13 protein-coding genes are annotated in these 20,120 nt (G+C 51.6%); 7 read left to right on the top strand and 6 right to left on the bottom strand.

Going from position 1 to position 20,120, the window contains the following annotated elements; all coding sequences use genetic code 11:
- Positions 1–135: 135 nt before the first annotated feature.
- Genes NTD89_RS05500 through NTD89_RS05485 form a run of 4 tightly spaced genes read left to right on the top strand, consistent with a single transcriptional unit; the run spans position 136 to position 6,597 of the window.
- On the top strand, positions 136–3,918 hold the full coding sequence (locus NTD89_RS05500) for an ATP-binding protein (protein ID WP_262206683.1): 3,783 nt from the start codon (positions 136–138) through the stop codon (positions 3,916–3,918).
- The gene (locus NTD89_RS05495; RefSeq protein WP_262206682.1) at positions 3,915–4,532 is read left to right on the top strand and encodes a condensin complex protein MksE; all 618 of its coding nucleotides are present in this window, start codon (positions 3,915–3,917) and stop codon (positions 4,530–4,532) included. Before NTD89_RS05500 ends, NTD89_RS05495 begins: the two co-directional genes overlap by 4 nt.
- Complete coding sequence (locus tag NTD89_RS05490; RefSeq protein ID WP_262206681.1) at positions 4,529–5,767, top strand: hypothetical protein; 1,239 nt, start codon at positions 4,529–4,531, stop codon at positions 5,765–5,767. The genes NTD89_RS05495 and NTD89_RS05490 overlap by 4 nt, the downstream gene beginning before the upstream one ends.
- Positions 5,755–6,597, top strand: a complete 843-nt coding sequence (locus NTD89_RS05485; protein WP_262206680.1) for a hypothetical protein — start codon at positions 5,755–5,757, stop codon at positions 6,595–6,597. Before NTD89_RS05490 ends, NTD89_RS05485 begins: the two co-directional genes overlap by 13 nt.
- Before the next feature lie 379 nt (positions 6,598–6,976).
- On the opposite strand, the gene NTD89_RS05480 is transcribed toward NTD89_RS05485, so the two are convergent.
- Complete coding sequence (locus NTD89_RS05480; RefSeq protein ID WP_262206679.1) at positions 6,977–7,477, bottom strand: hypothetical protein; 501 nt, start codon at positions 7,475–7,477, stop codon at positions 6,977–6,979.
- A 735-nt stretch (positions 7,478–8,212) separates the two neighbouring features.
- Between NTD89_RS05480 and NTD89_RS05475 the strand changes: the two genes are divergently transcribed.
- The 3 genes from NTD89_RS05475 to NTD89_RS05465 are packed head-to-tail and all read left to right on the top strand — an operon-like array spanning position 8,213 to position 12,415.
- Positions 8,213–9,439, top strand: coding sequence for an ABC-three component system protein (locus NTD89_RS05475; RefSeq protein WP_262206678.1), 1,227 nt, complete (start codon positions 8,213–8,215; stop codon positions 9,437–9,439).
- Positions 9,436–10,101, top strand: coding sequence for an ABC-three component system middle component 1 (locus NTD89_RS05470; RefSeq protein WP_262206677.1), 666 nt, complete (start codon positions 9,436–9,438; stop codon positions 10,099–10,101). The genes NTD89_RS05475 and NTD89_RS05470 overlap by 4 nt, the downstream gene beginning before the upstream one ends.
- The gene (locus NTD89_RS05465; protein ID WP_262206676.1) at positions 10,076–12,415 is read left to right on the top strand and encodes an AAA family ATPase; all 2,340 of its coding nucleotides are present in this window, start codon (positions 10,076–10,078) and stop codon (positions 12,413–12,415) included. Before NTD89_RS05470 ends, NTD89_RS05465 begins: the two co-directional genes overlap by 26 nt.
- Positions 12,416–12,562: 147 nt before the next feature.
- Here NTD89_RS05465 and NTD89_RS05460 read toward each other — a convergent pair whose 3' ends face one another.
- The 5 genes from NTD89_RS05460 to NTD89_RS05440 all read right to left on the bottom strand — a co-directional run bounded on the left by NTD89_RS05460 (position 12,563) and on the right by NTD89_RS05440 (position 19,868).
- A complete protein-coding gene (locus tag NTD89_RS05460) occupies positions 12,563–13,111 on the bottom strand; it encodes a hypothetical protein (protein WP_262206675.1) in 549 nt (182 codons plus the stop codon).
- Between the two features lie 34 nt (positions 13,112–13,145).
- Positions 13,146–14,915, bottom strand: coding sequence for an alkaline phosphatase family protein (locus tag NTD89_RS05455; RefSeq protein ID WP_262206674.1), 1,770 nt, complete (start codon positions 14,913–14,915; stop codon positions 13,146–13,148).
- 5 nt (positions 14,916–14,920) lie between these two features.
- Complete coding sequence (locus NTD89_RS05450; protein WP_262206673.1) at positions 14,921–16,045, bottom strand: DUF4062 domain-containing protein; 1,125 nt, start codon at positions 16,043–16,045, stop codon at positions 14,921–14,923.
- Positions 16,046–17,065: 1,020 nt separating this feature from the next.
- Positions 17,066–18,235 carry a nucleotidyltransferase gene (locus tag NTD89_RS05445; protein ID WP_262206672.1) on the bottom strand — a complete coding sequence of 390 codons (1,170 nt, stop codon included), beginning with the start codon at positions 18,233–18,235 and terminating at the stop codon, positions 17,066–17,068.
- 46 nt (positions 18,236–18,281) lie between these two features.
- Positions 18,282–19,868, bottom strand: a complete 1,587-nt coding sequence (locus tag NTD89_RS05440; protein WP_262206671.1) for an SAVED domain-containing protein — start codon at positions 19,866–19,868, stop codon at positions 18,282–18,284.
- Positions 19,869–20,120 lie beyond the last annotated feature (252 nt).

Raw genomic sequence — 20,120 nt, 5'->3', positions numbered from 1 at the left:
CCCTACAGATAGAGCGATCCATTCACTGCTCGTTCACGTTTATACATTCCCTAACCTGGTCGCCATCCAAACGACCATCCACTCGTGTGGACTCGCCTGGTGCTAGCAGGACTTGGGGACGGCAAAGGAGTTGCGATGAATATTGAAACACATAACGCTGATCTCGACCTTCTGGTACCAGAGGACGTAATGGCCGAGGAGCCGCCACTGCCGGCCCGGGAGCAAATTGAAACGCCGCAGAGCGCGCCGGAGGCGCTCTTCCGACTGATGAACATCCATCTCATCGATTCGCTTTCCCGCGGGCGAGTTCAGACGATGGGTATTGATGGTGGCATGGCGCTGACCGGGCGCAACGGCCGAGGCAAGACCTCCCTCCTCTCTTTGGCGCTGCTCTTCGCCGGCGTTGAACCCCGCGACGTGGTTTCGCAAGGTAAGGATTCGTTCATCGACTACTACCTACCGAACCAGACTTCCTACCTCGTGTATGAGTATAAACGTCCCGATGGAACCCGCCGGCTCGTGGTCGTGCTCAGCAACTCTACCGCCGACAAGATCCGTTTTAGGTTCGTGAACAGCCATTTCCGACGTGACATGTTCGTCACCGATGACGGCCAGTTTGTACTCAATAAGGAGTTCCGCCAGCGCCTGATCTACCTGAAAATCCCCCATGCTGACAGACTGGTAGATACGTACATTGACTACAGGGCCATCATCCAGGGATGGCAGCCGCCGCACGTAGACCCTAAGCACAGGCGCTATCTGCTTGGGATGTCGGACATGTACGGATTCACTACCTACAACCGTCCTTTGCGGCATCTTGAGAAGCTCACCAAAGGTATGTTCTCTCGAAAGGCCAATTTTGATGATCTCCAGCAGGTGGTTGCCGACTGGGTTTTCGAAGGCAAACCTTCCGCCGGCATCCAAACAGAGCGCAAGCGTGTAGAAAACTGGCCGCGAGACTACAACGCCTACCAAAGCATCAAGAACATTACCCCGCTGGTCGAAACCGCTCGGGCGCAGCGATCTGAGCTGGAATCTGCTGAGGATGCCATTCGAGAGGTGAAGGAAAAATTCATCTTCCTTCAAGACCACCTTCAGTTCACAAAAGCTCAGCGCGAAAGCGAGCAATTGCTAAAGCAAACTTACCTCGACGACGAGACCGCCGCCCACGACGAGCGCGCTTTGGCATTGACCCAGGCCATCCATAGTGCGCAGTTTGAGATCGATTCATGTGATCGTAATCTCAAGGAAATTGAGGTCGCCAGGCAGGACTACGAAAGGAAGGGTGTCGAGGAGAAGCGCGCTCGCACAGCCCAGAAAGCCGTTTATGAAGACGAACTCAGAAGCGTTGGCAACAAGCTGAATATGGCTCTAGGGGCTGCTCAGGAGGTCAAGGCGAAGTATGAGCAGCAGATCAATGAGGAGAACCGGCTTCATAACGAATTTCACGCTGTAGCCATCCAGAAAGCCAACAACCTCAGGGAAGAAGCTCGCGAGGCTCAGACCAGGATCGAGGCCGCCTGTAAAGATGCACTGAAGGTGGTGGACGACTCATCTGCCGATGAACTCCAGCGCTTGGTACGCGAGGCGCAACAACGTCATGGTGATCTGGTACGTGCTCAAGTGCTCGTGGCAAACCCACAGGTTGACCCGTCAATTCGAGCCAGGATCGACAACAAAAATCTCGAGATCAGGGATGCAAACAAGGCCGTCGTAGCCTCGCAGACATTAGTCGGTGACCAGCAGCGCTCTGTCGACGACCTTCAAGACCGATCAGCCAGTCACGATCTGACGATCAAAGCGATCAAAGACTCCATCGAGAAACACAAAGGCCTGATTGCTGACATCCGACAAGCTCATACCCCTGATCAGGATAGCCTCCTCGCGTTTCTGCGAACCAATCGTCCAGGTTGGTCAGAAGACATAGCTAAAGTCATCAACCCCAAACTCCTATACCGCAATGATCTCCACCCGCAACTGACAGCGATGTCTGAAAACCTATACGGGATCGCGCTGGAGCTGGAATTTGTTGAGGCCACTGACGAGGCGGACGAGTCGAAGCTTCACGAAAAACTTGAAGACGCGAACCAAGCACTAGAGGCTTTCGAGGCTCAGCTGGAACGTGCTGTTCATGAGCAGTTTGAACTGCGCAAGTCGATCAAAGCCGCGACTGAAGAGCTCGCTCTGGCTCGCTCCAGCCTGACGAAGGCCAAATCAACTGCCCAGGGCTTGGAGAGAGATGTCGATTGGCTGAACGAACAACTGGGCCATGCTTTTGCCCAAGCTCTCAAGCTTGCCCACGCTCAACTGGATGAGTGCGAACGCCTCCACGGGCATGCTCAACAGGCTCACACCGACTTCAATGAGCGCATTTCAAGCAAAAAAGCAGCTCTCGCCCAGCAATGTAGGAAGCAGATCTCGGAGGATGAAGCACGACTGAACTCCGCGGTTCGCGAGATACAAGCTGGTATCGATGCACACAAGCGGACGTGCGACGACAGTATTAAATTCTTCCTTGAACAACAGAAGAAAGAGCTCGCGGGCGAAGGTGCAGACGTCGACGTCATCAGCGAACTTGAAAGCCGGCGTGCGGAACTGTTGAAAACGCTCAAAGATATCCAGTCGTGGAGCGAGCTCTTATCCATGTGGCAAGTCTGGAAAAGCCAGATGCTCCCGCAGACTCCTGAGCTTCAGGCCAAAAAAGAGCAAAAGCAGGCAGACTTCGACCGAGACACCTTGCTTGTCAAGGAAGAGACTGAGACCTGGCTACGAAAGCGTGAACTGGTAAACGCCGCCATTAAGGAGTGTCGTACAGCCATCTCAACCATTGAGAGCCAATTGGTCATCGTTGCCAACTGCCTTGATGACAGGCTGAAGCTCTACGAACCCACCAGTCGTCACCAAGCCTATGACAGCGCCTGGGAAGCCAGCTCCCTGCGCGCAGCTATGCTCACGTTCCAGCAACAAATTTCGGAAGCCGAAGGTCAACTGCGCAAGCTTACATCCAGAATGCGAACTGCTTTCAACGAGGTACCCCTTGCTGCCCCGTCGACCTACTTCCAAGATCGCCTCCACAACATCCGCACTGAAACTGGTGAGGATGTCGATGCCCGCGTGACCCTTCGAGTTGTCGAGGACTGGTTCGCCACCGAGCATGATAAGAGCCGACGACTTCTGGTCGCAGATGCCAAAACCATTTTCGGCGAAATCCAAGGCCTTCACCGTGAGCTGCAGACCTTCAACAAGAAGCTCTCCAGCTTCAATACGTCCCTGCAAGAGCATCTGGAGCACAGCTCGACGGTGTTCGACAACCTCTCCGAACTGAAGGTCTCCATCTACTCGGGTATTGAAGAGCTCGACTATTGGTCAGTGATCAAAAAAATCACCAATGATCGAGAGGAATGGACGCAGGAGGACAGTCTGCCCGGCGCGGATGCCGTTGCCCATCTGAACGCGTTGCTCGCGATCTGGGATGGCAATCGTGGCATCAATGCTCAATTTAAATCGTTGGTCAGTATCCGCGGCTCCGTGCGAGAACAGAGCAACTTCCGGCAGTTCCGCAATCGTGCTGAGCTCGAAAACATCTCTTCGAACGGGCTCAGTTACCTGGTGCTCATCATCCTGTTCTTGGGGTTCATTGGTAAGGTTCGGGGCAACGCTCCTGTACAGCTGACCTGGTGTGTCGATGAGCTTAAGGCGATTGATGCCGAGAACATCGTGTCGCTCTGCAACTACCTAGGCCAGAACAGAATCACTCTGTGCACCGCGTTCCCCGATCCTGACGCTGAGACGCTGATGCTGTTTGAACACAAATACAAATTGGATGCGGAACGACGCCTGGTGCATTGCGAACTTGCCCTGGAAAACGAAGCAATCGATGACAGCGAGCTTGAGCTTGCCTGGGAGGACGGCGAATGAGCACTTTTGCCCGGGTAGCGACTGCTCTCATGCAGGGTGGGTTCATCTGCCAGATTACCGACTACGAAGGCCATCAGTTCCTGGCCAACACAGTCAACCAGGACGATGTAGATCATTACCTCAGGCGCATTGACCTCAGGTTGACCACCACGCGGGATGGCGGTGCATTCTTTGCCGCGCATGCTGACATCGACATCGAGGGGAAAAAGGATGCGAAAAAGCGATTCACAGAGGTCAAGAATGTTCTGCGCCCCATGGTGTCTTTCCTTGAACTGGTGATGCGCATCACTGGGGATGATGAGTCTGTTGCTGCAGGCCAGGTTTTGAACCTAAATCAAATGATGGCCAGGATCTCTGAAAATCCCAGCCTGTACCTACAGCTGCGCCAGACGACAATCGACATCAACACCAAGGATGGTTCCGATCGGGAGCGTCTGAACAAGATCGTCAAACGCTTCCAGAATGAGGGGTACCTGCTCCTCATCAATCCTGAGTCCGAGATCTACATATTCACTGGCCGCATCGAGTGGCTGATGGAAGCTATCGAGTACCTCATGCTGCACGACGAGATCTCTGAAGAAGATAGCGAGTACGACAAGAGAGCCGAGTCGTGAGCACGCTCGAAGAGTCGGTGGCCAATCATCTTGAGCTCTTGCATAAATATCGCAGGGTGATCTCACAGATGTATTCGGCCGGGTATGTCACCCGGGATGATCACAATGCCCGAGCGCTAACGAAGCTGCAGCAGATAAGAGCCGTGCGTATCAACGCCGCAGTTGAGAACACCTACCGGCTCTCGCCTACCCTCAATCGTCTGCTGAACGAAGCAACCCATCGTGCTCGGAATTACGATATCTCGGCCGATTTCGGTGAGCAGATGGCACGTCTCATCAAGCTGATGGACGACTACACCGACGCCTGCCTACAGAATCGCATCGAAGACTCATTACTCATTCAGGGCGATATCGATGCGACCCTGTACGAGATGGCTGAGGCCATGAATGACTTTCTCCTCCATGTTCGCACGGCGGCCGAGAACAATTTCGGCAACGTTACGACCTATAAGGAGAAGGAAAAGCAGACCGAGCACTATCTCAACCAGCTTGAGCGGATCCTCAAGGCCCTGAGTATGTTCGATGGCGAGGCAATCCTTGACGAGTTGACTCCACCGGAGCGCGAGACCCTAGAGGTTCTGTATCAGAGCCACATTTTGGACAAGCTTTCAGAGTGGCGCTCCAGGACAGTCGACATCATCCATGTGCTTAAGACCTATCTCTACAAAATCAGGACAGTCGCCCCTCGCGCGCGTCGCATTCGTGCGCTGCAGCTCTATCTTCAGAAGCATCCTGAGTACGAGGTGCGATCCCCAGATGAATATTCTGAGATTCCGGAGTGGGCTTACCATCACGAGCCTCTGAAGATTCAGCTGGTGCCTGACTTGGGCGCCCAAAACATCAGAGACTCATTGGTCGATATTGCCAAGAGCATTGAAAAGGCGGTGGCTGTCCCCGTCAAAACCAGAAAACCCGGCACACCGGTCGATGAGGCGCCACCGAAAGCTGCGCTCATCAAAGGCTCGCCACTTGTAGTGGTCAGTCAGCGCCTTCTCAATGAGGCTGATAAATCCCCCACCCCGATTTCGGCTGCTGGCTACTTCATACAGGCCGAGGAAACCAAGGTACTGGATCAGGAGTCCTGCATGATGTGCTTCCTCACGCTTGTCGAGAAACAGATCAACGCCAACGCCAGGATCATCAGGCGGCTGTCCATAAACCACGTTGCCAAGAATGAGGACGATACGCTCAGCGGAAACGTGATCATCGAGGATGTGCTGCTATGCCAACGCTAGCCCTCACCAAGAAGCTCCTGTCTATCTTCCAGTCAGAGGAGCAAGACTTTCGCCCAAGCAAGATGCTGAACGAATTCTGTGAGGATTACAGCGTCGGCCACCGCGTCGGATCTATTTGGCGATTCAGTCAAAGTCACAAGGCGAAGATCGCAACCTACCTTCAGCACGAGGCCAAGGTCGACCCAAACCAATCGCTTGATGCGTGGGAGGGAGAGTCACGCCATGGCGCGCTGAAGAAAGGCGGTGATGAGAAACTAACCACCAAACGCCTGCGTGGTAAGCGTGTAGCAGTAAAGGCCCTACCCGGTCGGCCGTTATTGCTAGGCCCAACCCCAGTCCACCTCCCTCCAGGTGCAAGCTTGGATCTCGATCGCCATTGGTTGATTGAGCACTGCACGCATGACAGCATATTGCTTATCGAAAACTGGGAAAACTTTGAGCTTACTCATGAGACACCCTTTCTCCACCAGGTGCCTGGCAATCCGCTAGTGGTATTTCGAGGTGCGCCAGGAAGCTACAAAACGGATAGCAGCCAGACGTTGTTGGCAGAGCTAAAGCTGCCAGTAATAGCCTTCACTGATTATGATCCTGAGGGTATCTGCATTGCTGCCACCCTCCCCGGCTTCTCTCGGTATCTGGCGCCTTCAGACGAGTGCCTCCAGGCACTCATGGACGAGATCAATACCGAACATCGGTACCAGAAGCAGGTCGCAGGGAAGCTGGCCTTTCTCGATAGCTTGACTGACCCTGAGCTTGTCAGGGTTTATCAGCTCGTTCGTAAGGCGGGTAAGGCATTACCGCAGGAAAAGCTGATAGGCCTAGAACTGTAGGCGCTGATGAGGAATTGACCCATCTGCCGAACAAACGCTGACCCAAGCAACCTTCAAGGCTACGGCCGCATGTGCTGGACATCTACTATCCATGTTGGGGCAGTCTTGCCCCAGCAGGGAGGACAATTCTGCATCACCGCCAACACATGAGTGATGAAGTAATCAAAGGTGAGATGGCTGGCTACGTTTTTGAGAACGTGGAAACCGCTACTTATCCGGTGCTGATTTCAGCAGCGGATGCCTCTTGCGATGCAAGCCAGAGCAGCCTGCGAGCAAATTCAGTTTAGCCTTAATGTGCAGCGAACGCTGAATGCCGCTCAGTGGCAGTACTAGCCCCCATAGATGTTTTCCCTCGCCAGAGTGCTCCCACTTTTATGAGCTATTTGCTGGCTGCTGCTTGCTTTGGATCTTTCAAAGTCTCTTCGCCCAACGCCAGCATCACGCTAAGTAAAGTGAGACTGAAAACCATGACAAACGTACGAATTACATTCTCAGCGCTCAACGAGTCCGGTTCGACCCAGTGCCAAACCGTTAAAAAACCCAGTATCGCTCCTAAACCCGTTCTGCCTGCTGTCAAAAAACTTCCACCAATGTCACCTAAAAAAAGATGCAAAGCGTCGAGCCAACGCTGATACCGAGCGGACATGAACCGCCACTTGTATTTAACAATTGCAGCCACCGCGAATGCTAAACACAGCCACGCGTAGTAGCCCATCAAAAAAGGTGCGGCGAGTAAAAGGTCCAGCATTGCCTTAAACTGAGCTGACGACTCTGAATTTAACAGAACTGGCACTCCTCCCAATGCGAAGGCGAGTGCCAGCTCCCGGGATGCCCTCGCAACAACGTGCAATTTTGGACGTGTTTTTTTAACCTTGAACATATCAATCCTCATCGTGCGTACTTGTTGGATCTGCGCTGGCTTTGCTCGGAGCAGCAACGATTAATGAAGAGAACGAAAGCAGGCATGAGCTCGTTCACATGATGTCGAACATCCTCATTGTGTTGGTAGCAGTACATGCCTTTATTCATCCGCCGCCGCCCGAAAGCCGCGGGGAAGACGTGCTCCTTCGAACCTGCAGCCTTTTCGCACATGATGCAATGCTTCGCCATTCCAACCCTCACAAGATTCAAGGCAGATAACCATCAAGGCTACCATTTATCAGGTTTTTTTCAGCGGTCGGCACAGCCACTCCCTACCCTTGAGCGAGACAGCGGGTTAGATTTCAGACGCGAGGTTGGTGGGCAAGCTGCTCCGGCCGGACACCTCCAGACATCCGAGTGTATCTGCATACCGAACACGCCCTTAGCATCACATACACCCACGGAGCGCTTTGCCGCCCAGTTTGTACGGTGGTTCTTGCCAAATGACCCACCTGGGCAAATGTCTACGGAAACCCGACGCTGCAATGCGGATCCCCTACTCCAGCCGCAGCTTTTACGCAGATGCTCTCCTGCCGTACAGCAGTCCGAAAAGCACCAAATGATCTCCGCCTGCCGGAACGGTTCAGCATCTGTCCGAGTCAGCTAATTGCTTTCGAACGTGGTGTATACATAGTGGCGTCGTGATATCGTCAGCCTTTGAATATCAAATGATCGTGTGGTGAAAGGAGTCAACGTGAGCGACGAGGAAGCAAGCAATTATCCACATAGTGCCATTTCTACTTGGAGCGGATTTGTTTATCAAGGGAAAGTGGCGCTCTATCACTCCCTCAAATTAATCAATACCGGCGATAATGATTTTGAACTGCAGTTAGATAGCACAGACGACTTCGCAATCTATAAAGATAAAAAACTCGTTAGTGCGCACCAAGTAAAAGCAAAAATTGGTGATTACCGTAGCAATTACAAGGACGCCTTAACGAAATCGGCTAGCCTAGAACTTGATCGCATTGCAGGTATAAAAAGATATTTCCATATATCTCAACCTATAAATGATCACAGTGATTACGTGGACTCCAATAATGAACGCGTGGAGTTTTATGCATACGGCAACTTCAGACACTGCGAACTGGACAAGATAGAAGAGCTGACCAAGCAGGTCATGAGAGAAATTTATGGCAATCAGAATATTCTTTTTGATGACGACCTGTTAGATGCAAATTACTGCTTATTGTCAGATAGAATCAGCTCACAAGCGCTAATGATCCACGCCAGGATACAAAATGAAGGTGATACTCAGCGTAGAGCAGCTTACGAACACCGTGTCACTGCAGCATGCATCCTCTCGGGAATAACTGATACAAATCCATACGAGAGAAAGGATTACTACGGTATCGAACTGAAGGCGCGCCTTCATTCCCACCTTGAAGAGAGGCTTGCTGAATCTCTGCCAGGCATGTCTGACGCTGCTTACGATAGAGCTCGACGCATCTATGATCTGATTAGACTCTCTGAAGGAGGCGATTTCAAAATACTATGTCAGTTGATGAAGCCCTCCGAAAAATTCTCACGCATTCAAAATTTTGACATTCGAAATTACTCAGATTTACTGCACAGGATAGATGCTGAACCAGTTTTTAAGCGTCTGCCACACTACCTGGATAGAGACAACAAATTCTACGCACCAACGGCCCTATATCTACCTGAGCCAACAGACAGAAAATATTGTACTTCCGACATAGTCGCTCAAGTTAAAGATAACGACGACTTGGGGCGACTACTATTCGAGTTCAACAACCTGATCGCTGCCAAGGCATCGGAGAGCTTCACAGTCGATACTAAATATACCAATTGCTTCGATGACAGCTCGATCGACGATCATGATCGAATCGATAGCAATATCACGAGAAGCTTATGCATCAGCATTTTAACCAAGGACGACGCAGAGGCTCGACTTAAATGATAATTGAAATTATTAACCAAGCTTTGGTCGCACACAATTTTTCAAAAGTGCACGAGAATGACAATACAAGCTTCTATGCTCGAGAAAGCGGTACGGCGATTCGGTTCGCGGTTTTGCATCGACTAGACGAACTAATGAAACCTAGCGATCTTAACGCTATGATCAACCAGTCTGCACCTGAAGCATTTCTAACAGATCCAGCCTTCAAAAAAAACTGCGATCTGATATGTATTCACCACCTCAACAAGCTGGCTGAATTCAAAAACCATGAAGAGCAAATTTTTGAAATTGAAGAAGATCCGCACTTCTACAAAAAGTATGTCCTCTACTACAGCGATACAGAAGTTGAAGCCATCAAAGGACTTAACTTCGAAGAAATAAACGAGTTAATCTCAGACAAATCCCAGTTCAACATTTACAAAAATGAACCGACAGCCCCTACTAAATACAGTGCAGCTGCAAAAATCTTCATCAAGCTCCCTTTCTTACAGCTCAACATCAAGAAAATTGAGCTAGTGCCGCTGCGTCGGCAGATAGAGGAAGCGGTAGCCGAAATCGATCTTGCCAAAACATATATCACGATACAAAAGCTGGGCCAAACCAATGTCGAAGAATTAATTAAGGAGCTGATTAGCGATGAACTGGCAAATCTCCCAAATTGAGGTTTCAAGCTTTAAGGCTTTTAAAAAAATTCATTTGGACTTTAGTGACTCGTCCCTTCTCACGCTGGATGGCCCCAATGGATTCGGCAAAACCAGCATCTTTGATGCTATCGAACTTTTGCTAACTGGCGGCATTAAACGAATCAATCAGTTATTTTCCACGCTAATGATGGGCAATAGAACAAACTACGAGGACAACCTGCTCTGGAACAACCGATCTGGAAAGAGAGATCTAGCTATAAAAATCGAGTTCGTCAACGGAACGCGAAAACTTGTTCTAGCAAGGCACACTCCCGCCGCGGATTTTGATGAGAAGTCAAATAATCGGGCCAACCAATTTACCCATATTAAGCTATATGAACTACCTGAGTTCAAATCTAGCGATTACACAGAAGGGAATCGGCGCAACGAAGATCTCATCGAAGAAATCTTCGGTAAAAATTTCAAAGAAAATTTTTCTTATTTGAATTATTTAGAACAAGGCCAAAACCAACTGCTACACACGAGAGTAGACAAGCGCAAGGAGGCTTTGAACAACCTCTTCAACATTAGTGACGTGAAAGCAGAAACTGACAATTGCAAAGCTATCGCTTTGCGACTCACAAAATTCCTGAGCGATCCAAAGCGCGCCGCTGAATCATCAAAATTAAAAACCGAGTCTGCGTTACTCAAAGGAATGATTCAAGCTGCACTAGGCGCAATCGAATACAAAAAAATCTCAACCGCGGAGTTGCAACCGGGCTGGGATAAAGAGTCCCCGTTCCCTACATACTCTACAGAAATACATGCGGATTTTGTTAAGAGCATTCAGCGACTTCAAAGTTTAGTACCACTAAAGGGCGCAATACAGATCAGGGACAAAAACGACTCTATTGAAAACTATATTGAGCTTAACAAGGACTCGGTGAAAATCCTTGCACGCTTTGGGAGCGACTTGAGCACACTGGATGGGCTCGACCTCATCAAAAATGAATTAAACGGGCTCACTAAAGCAGGTGGAATCATCAAACGTGGCGCTACAGTAGTTAAATCAGATGAGGCTACGAGTCTTTCCGGATGGGCCCCGGGGCGCTTGGATTGGTTCCAAGAGCAAATAGTAAGGCGTGACGCACTTCAGCAAAAAAGCACCACTAATGCCAGCGCTGCTGCCGAGCTAAATCGTCTGAAAGCAGACCTGATGGCTGAACACGCCAAGCTCAATGCGAACGATCAACACTGCCCATTGTGCGGTGCCGACTGGCAAGCCCATGACATCATGCTGCAAAAAATTGAGCTCCGATCGAACCAAATCAACAATGCGCTCAGCGCTGATGGCCAGACCATTCTGACTCTTGCAGGGTTAATGACTGCTGAGCTCGCGCTCATTGAAGCTCAGATCAAGGCTAGAGAAGCTCAGATATCCGTAGGTTACAACAGTGCCCTACACAACGCCCTACTCCGCGATAAAGCCAGGTTGCCTGCAGTAGCCCAACTTGCAGCTCGGCTTAATGTTTTAGGTGTACAGTTCGACTACGCGTTCTCCGAAAATGAGGAGGTGGTGGATACCCGGACTGAGGAGCTTACAGCCTCCATTAGACGACAGAAAACTCCCGAAACTGAGCCTCTGCCGGAAGACTGGAGAAAGGTCATCACCGCTGCATTCAAAGACCTACAGGATTTCTATGTCGTCGAGCTTCAAGCCCTGACTGACAAGGAGCTTTTCATCGCAGCTAAAGCCAACGAGGCGCAAAGCACTAGGCTAAAACAGTGCCTTAATGAGCTTCAGGTGATCCAGCGTGAGAACGAAGCAGCAAAAGTCGCTAAAGATAAGGTCAACAACCTGAAAGCGACCTTGGAGAAAACGGAACGCAGCTACTCAGAGCAAACCATCGCTGAGATTGAGTTGATCTTCCATATCTACAGCGGTCGTCTCATACAGAATTATCAGCGCGGCTTAGGTCTGTTCATCGAGAGTAAAGACGGCAAAGAACTCAAGTTCCTTACAGCCGAAAAGTCTGAGCATGATGCGATTCTGTCGATGAGTTCAGGACAGGTTTCAGCGCTCAGCCTAGGTTTCTTCCTCTCGCTGAATAGAGTTTATTCGACCGTACCTCTGATCCTGATCGATGACCCATCACAGTCATTGGATGAGGTTAACATCGCCTCCCTGACTGATCTGCTACGATGTGAATTCAACAATCGCCAGCTGATCGTTTCCTCGCATGAGGATGACATCTCTGCTTACATGCGTTACCGATTCAACAAAGCAGGACTCAGTACCCGATCCCTCAATATGCAACGATTGGCCAAAGACGCCCTGGCCACTGCTGATTGAGCAAAACTAGCAGGGGGACAATCAATTTGCCCCCCTGATTATTAAACTCAATGGAACGTGGACAAATCCTATTCAAAAGACATCATGCGCGAGAGGCTGGTACCTATATATCTTCGGCAGCCTCTAATGACGCTTAAGATGTGAGAGTTACCGCTGCATTGTAAGCCTTGGCAATACAATCGAGCATCTCGTCGGTGAATCGCCGGATTTCATCGCTAGCCAATGAATCAGGGGCGATTTCAAGAAGTGAGTCCAAATAACCGTAACCGTCAATCGTATCTCTGCCCTGTTGGACTTTTCAGTTTCCATCGCGTGCGCCTTCGTCATGAACGTTCGCAGCATTGGAACCTCCAGCTGCCTTGCATCACAGTAAACTCTAGACTGGTATTTATAGCCCTCAATGATGTATTTTCTCGCAGCCGCCCCCTCATCATCCTCGTCGATGTACTCCAAAAATTCGGTGCCCCCCCAAGGCGCGTGATTGGTAACGAGAGTGTAAAGGTTTGCAACGGGTTCGTTACCATTAAGCCTCACAATGTCTTCACAAAAATGCTCTGCCGCCCACAAGGACATCATGCAGCTGTTATCCACTATCAACACAATAAGACTTGGCCATATCGCATTCATCACAAATACGCTGCCGAAGAAAGATCCCCCCGCACAGCCATCACATACAACTTCTACGTTGCCTTTCACATCATCCCCCTTGAAAGCTCCCATCTGAGGACCACTATTTCTGAGCCGGATGCACCGCCTGCAGATGGTTGGAAAAACCTGCCTCAGTTTCACAACGCCAAGTCGCCCACAGCTTGCATCCCGTCTCGCCCCCCATATCCAACTCAAACGCCAACCAGTTCCGGGCCGGCATCACATACCGATTAAAACCGGGGAACAACATCATCTCGACACAGTGCTGCACATCAATGGATTGGACCTTGCTGGCTGTATGGTTCAGCAACTGAAGAAAAAGTCGTTCGGCCACTCCAATCAACGACGGATGCACCACACCTGACGATGTAAATTGCTGAATCTGCGCCCAGTTCGACGTTGGCGGAATATCCCTTCGGTAGCAACTGCCCCAGGCCGCGACATGCACGTCCCCAGAAGCAATGGATACACGCAGCATTCTCTGCTCAGCAATACGAGTCAGCGACTCCAGGAGTCGCTTACGCTCCCCCTCGTGATCCCCGTGCGACCAATGATCCTTAAGGTCATCAGCATTACTATCGAGCACATGATCCTGCCCAAACGTATCGAGCAACCCTTCAGCCAGCGACAATTTGGGGTGCGCGACCGGAACCGAGGACAGGAAGATCAAGTGCTGACACTTGCTTCCAGGATGAGCAGGCTTACCGTCACGGAGCGTGTTGAGCCAAGCCTGCATAGCAGTCCAGGTATCGGCCCCCAGTACCTGGGTACGTGAACGCTCAGTGCGCAGATCAGCAACAAACAACGATACCGGCCCCAAGTGATAGCCGAAACTAAAGCCCGGCTGACCATCCAAGAGCGGCAAGGCCAATCGATCTCCCTTTAATCGGGCACTCCATTGCATCGGCTCATACTGTGGATCCTGCTGGGAAACGTTTGCACGCTGGAGCAATTGCAACGGCGGCAAATCATCAAGGGCATGCTGCAACTGAAACACCCAGAACGCCCTACGCGCATGACGCATCAACACCTGGAATAACTCACAGTGCTGCATAGCCGGGCTGTAGGACCCCCAACCGTCGAAGATGTCGTGGTCGTCCCACATCATCACCGTAGGGATTCTCGCCATCGCATCAGCGGCATCAAGGTTCGGTTTGGAGTGCCCCCAGTCACGCCGAGTATCAGGCAGCCAACGATTGGCATAGAGCCCGAAATAATAGGATTCGATCTCCTTCTCCAGCGCCACGCTCACCTTGAACGCCAACTGCTCCTTGCGCGACATTCCGACCCATTTCTTGAGAGGCTTCACATCCTCCCAGATCGAGTCAAAGTAAATCTGATCACCCCCCATCAGCAGCAAGTGGAACCGCTTCAACCCCTTGTCATGGATTCGCCCTTCGTGCCAAAGCTGCTCCTTGTCCAGCACGTAACCCGCAGCACGCAAGTCACTGTCATGGTTGCTGATCAGGTCAGCCCAGACGGCGTTTTCAGGGCGCACTAACTTGCGCATTCCACTAGGATCCGAAAAGCCATTGCAAGAGACGTAGGCCATTCTTGGGGCATAATCTTGTCCGGGAATGGAGAACTGCCATTGGGGCCCTCCCTGCCCTACACCAAACTGAACCGTTCGCTCCTGCGCCTGCTGATCACAGCTCAGGTCGTAACGAAGGATCGTTTCTTTCGGACGCTCCATCAAAACCTTCGGCGACGGACAAGCCTGGCCGTCAACAGAAAGAACAGGAAATGCGGCGCCAGCTACAACTCCGACTAACGCGGTCACCTGCCACTGCCCGGTTTTGCTTACGCCTCGGAAGGACAACACGGGCCCCACAGTAAAAAGTGCTTTTGACATCCCTGTTATCTCCCTTCAAGTTCGGCGGCAATAACTTTGACAATCTTGGCGCGTGAAGCGGCTCTCTTGGCCAGAATTTGCGCTTCACCTGTTTGATCCAACCATTCCCTAAAACGCTGGAGCGCATGGCGCGTTTGCGACGCATCGCGACAGTTGGCCAGGAAGGCAAACTGTACTTTCTGTACATCATCAGCGACAAAAATACCGAAGGAACCGCTTACAACCGTAGCATCCGGAAAGCCTAACAACGCAGTGGCCTGAGTCTCTGTCGCTCCACGGTGACAGGCGATTAAATGCAACGGTCCTTCTGCACCTTTCAACAGATCAGCATGCTCATGGTCACGTAGAAAAGGCTTACCCACCAGCTCACGCGCAGCAGCAACCGTGAACGCAGCCGGGATTGCATGGACAAACACAACGACATTCACTCCAGCAATTGGAACAATGGCGAACGCTTCGCTAGCAGGGACTTTGCCACCATTGAGCGCCTGCAGTAACACCTCTTCCATCGCTCGTTTGCGCTGACGGAAGTCCATCCGTGTCCAATCCAGCGCCTGACCCATATCGAAACGGCTCGAAGCCGCGGAGGTTACACCACGCTGGGTCAGAACTACCAACGCATCAAGAAGCGCTTCCTGAACACGGGTACGCAGTTGATCCACGGTAGAAACCATTCCCCCCCTGAAGGGTGTCTGTTGTGCAACAAACGTCTGGAAGCGCTGGTTACGTGCAGCCTCGGCTTCCCGGCTATCGCCTGCTGGGATATTTGGCATAGCGATGAAGCGCACCTTCCCCCGAGTGGTGGCAAGTCCCTCCATGTACTCCGCGTGGCAGATACCAATGTCGCCGTCACCGCTAGCCCACCCGGCATTGCCATTGGACAACACAAGCAGCACATCGCAATCCCTGACCGCCTGCAAACAGGCATCCCAACTGTCCTGCATGCCATCCGCAGGAGGTGCATCTTCGTTAATCCAAACTTCAAACACCCGCTTGCCAAACAGCTTGGTGCCTTCTATCTCACGCTTAAGCTGCTCTCGGATACTGCTGAGTGTTTGATCGCTGTCAGCGGGAAAGCGGTCGTTACAACGACTGGACAGCATTACTTTGATTCTCTTTGACTGGGCCATCCCTGCTCCTGCCCCAATTCCGAGGCTTCAAAATTCTTTGATCAATGAATAGACGCGGCGTTGGCAGTGGTCGATTACCTGCTACAGACAAGTCCGATTGGCGGTGCCTAAACACCTGCCCGGTTATTGGGCGCCGATGTGGTGACGTACTTGCCGGGCTCAGGTGAGTTAAATGTTAGGTCGCATTTAGTACGCGATGCTGCTCATGCTGAGCGTCCGCTTTTGGCTATGGATTCAACCGGTCCTTCATGACTTAAAAGCGAATCATATACGCATAGCTCCGACCCTGAGAGCATGGCTTCTGACAGTAACTGCTGGCGCTGAAAACGGCACCTAGTCGAGCTAATATTTCAGAATCGAATCAGGTCTAAATTTGTTCCTGAAGTTCTTTATAGGCTCGCTTGATATCCCATCGAGACAGAGATGCCCTCGCTCGATGTGCAGTTGCATGTAGCCTACAACAAGCGAATCGACGGCCACACCCACATGGACACGGTAGCTTGTTAGCCCTTCTGCGCTTCCTTGAAAGCAGATCAAGCAATCCCATGAGGACGCCAGTATCCTTCACTCCAAATATCATCCTGTAGTCGTCGATCAGCCCCTGGGAACCATGTGCAAGCTCCCCGAAAGGAAAATTAGCAATGTCCCTCTCCCTTAATGACTGCGCATATAGAAATGGCACCAAACACAGCTCGACAAACCGAGTAAGCGTCGGTGTGGCACCCAGCTGCAGCCGTTGGCTAAGCGGTGATCCTAGGCACAATGAGCTATCCGGATTTACGTGATTGTCCCTGGCAGATGAAATTCTTCCTCCAGTCTCGTAGATGACAGGAAGCGCCTTGTCTAACGAATCAACGATGTCGATCCGTATCCGGTACTCATCAGTTACATCGGGAAGCCCCGCAGCTGACGCAGAAAATGGCAATCGGCCGACAAGTGAAATCGTTCCGTCCACCGTCGGCCTAAACCTCATACGCGGGTAGTCGGCCAAAAATGATTCGATCATCGAACCATGCTTAATCAACCGTTGCTAACCCAAGGACGAGGCGGCTGAGAAACTACAATGGCAGGGGCGGCGACCTGAGGCGGTGCTGACGCAATGCCCAGAGCGGCGGTCGAGGTCGGCGTTTCGAAACAATCCTCGATGTGCTCCACCAGACGTTGCCCATCCAGATCCCTGATTTGCTTGAAATCTTGAAGAGCCTGGCGAACCCAAAGGTGGAAGTGCTCTTTCAATCGATCTTTCTCCCCCTCAGGCATCTTCCAGCGATCGGCGAAGTTCTCCTTAGGGTTCACCGGGTTCGGCACAGTGTCGGAATTACTGGCCACAAACGTACTAAGAGCAGCGAGGCACGAGGCGACGGCTTCCTTCAATGAGCCACCTGGCTGATAGGCTTGCGCCGCCAGCGTGGTGATGATGACTGAGATTGGTTTTGAGTCGGGATTGTCACGGTACATCACATCACGATGACGCTTGAGCAATTGAATTGCCCGCTGAAGATTTGTCTTTCGTTGATAAAATGGGACCTCATCAACTTGCGCTTCCAGCGTGACTAATTCTTTCTCAAAAACTGGCTCTGACTTGGACTCGAACCATTTGCAGTAACCGTCCGGATTGCTGACCATCCAGCCAGCGTTGACGTCCTTATAATCTGGACGGCGTTTGTCGGTAATGTAGACTGCAAGATTAGAAACGTCCTGAGCTAGTACCTGCTTGACGCCATAGCTCTCCATGGTGATAGCCAGCTCCTGGCGCCTACCTTCTTCCACGGGAACTCCGGGCACAACGTCCATATGGAAGCTGACCCCATCTTGGTAGTAGAGACGCCAGCATCGATTCTTTTCTTCCAGAGCTTCCTGAATACGCTTGGCTTCGCGGTACCCCTCCAACTCAATTCCCACCAACTCCTTCAGATCCGACTGGCTGTGGGTCTGCGGGTAAATCCCCTCCCTCAGTTTGCACGACAGATCCAAGTCGTAGCTCTCTCCAGCAAGCAACGGACGGATGGCCGTACCCAACGCGAACGATCCTTGAACAAAAATGTGAGGATCGTTCGTGGCGACGGTTGATTCAGGTCGGCTGAACCACTCGCCCAGTGATTTATACCGCTGTACCGCTTTCTCATAAGCACTAGGCGGAAGCTCTAAAGCCTCTACTGCGACAAGCAAGCTGCGTTCTTCAATATCCATGTGGAAAGCCCTCATGAAGGTAATGTTGAAAAGATGTTGCTTGTACTCAGCAGGCATCTAACTGGAGCACGCTGCCAGGTGCATGCGGCCGCACGCTAATCGCATGCCTATCCAAAGTGAAGGCGTGGAACGGCAAGGCTTTAGGAGCCATTTGGAACATGTGGATTCGCGGGTGCAAACGCGACTGAAGCTTCATGCCGAGAGCAAAAATTGCCGCCGCAGGGGCGATCGTACAAATTGAAATTTCTGAAGCGTGGAGCACATCGACCGCATATGCCCATGCTTCCTGGCAGGTATTTCTGAATCTCTCCATCGCCTCTTTGGGTGCCACAACATCAACACCATAGGTGGTGGAAAAAATCCGTATGCGAGACATGTTCAGCATTTCCGCCGTTAGCGCTGCATCGGTGATTTCTGAGGTGATCTCCAGTGTGATCAAGACATGCGAGCCAACTTTCACGCCTGGGGGCTTAGTCCACTCGAATTCCACAGCAGGCTCGGAATCGTCAGGGCGTACCCAGGTTCCCGGGTTACGTCGGAAGCTAAACAGCTCTACTCGTCTCGCTTCTCCCACCAACCACCCGCCTAGCAGCATTGCCGGCATGTTGCCTAGTGGGAAGACTGCGAGCTCCTGGGCTTGAGCACCGAACGCACCATCGCCCCTGATCGCGGTATGGATGTGGAGAATTTGTGCCCGGAAAACTCGCAAGAAGTTAGCCCAATATCCGGGATCGTTTACATCGTTCCCGCCTTGGGCATCGCGTAAGAGATATTCGGCCACACGTTCGCTCGCAGGCGTAAGATGCGCGGCCAACAAGGCCTGTCGGCCATCGTGCTGTGAGTATGTCGTTGTGCGACCGGCGATATCACCTATGAATGCCAAGGCATGCACAATCGGGTAAGACAAACTAGCTGCTTGATTGGTACGCCAGTTGACCCTAGTGGCGACCATTCCCTGGAGTCGTTCGCGGCTAAAACTATCCGGATCGACCTTATCGATCAGCCGATGATGGATGTCACAACACAGCATGATATTCGAGGGTGACTGCGCCAGTTCTGCTGACAGGTGGTCATCACCGCGCGGGCCTTTTGGCTTGGCTGCAACGATGTGGGCGAGGTAACCATAGTACCCGTAGTTGCCCAGGTTATCCCTGAACAGCTCAGCGGGGCAGCCCTCGAATTCACAGATCCCGGCTGACCTTGCGAAAACCCAATTGATGACTTCGCCCGGCAGGTTGGGGCGCTTCATGTCTTCCAGCAGAGCGTCGCGCTGCTTCAGAAATGCTTGGACAGCTTTCTTTGTTGCCTTAGCGGGCAGAGATGCAAGCAGTAGAGCCGCGAACAACTCAGTGTTAACAGATACATGTGGTACGTCGTCCATTACCGCATATTCGAGCTTGGCGACGAGTTGTTTGTCGCCTGCCCATTGCAAGACCAGGTCTCTGGATAAAACTCCGAAATCCCCGGTGATGGCTTCTTGCGGATCAGAGGTGGTTGCGTCGAACCGAAAAAAAGCAAACCTCCAGCCACCGGCTTCCGTTGCCAGAACCACACGACTGGTCGAAGAGTACTGCCATGCCTCAAGCGCGGCACGTAGCTGTTGGTCATACATCGCATCAAGAGGTACCGACACATACCACCCCTACTACCTGCCAAGTTCATGGAAACTAACCAGGACTCTTCAGCTCATGTGCCTGGCGGCGAAGATCAGTTAGCTTTCGACAAAATATGCCATCACCAGATCAAAAACACAACATATACCAATATAAAAAACAATAAACACAACATGTAGTACCAAGAGAGAAAACCGCAACCGCTCCACGCACAATGCTATCACTGTACATGCAACCACCAAAAAAGGGGAAGTAATTGGGTCCATTTCTCA

The sequence above is a fragment of the Pseudomonas sp. 14P_5.3_Bac1 genome (assembly GCF_025466135.1).
Lineage (GTDB): Bacteria > Pseudomonadota > Gammaproteobacteria > Pseudomonadales > Pseudomonadaceae > Aquipseudomonas.
This window is presented reverse-complemented; position numbering and strand designations above follow the sequence as displayed.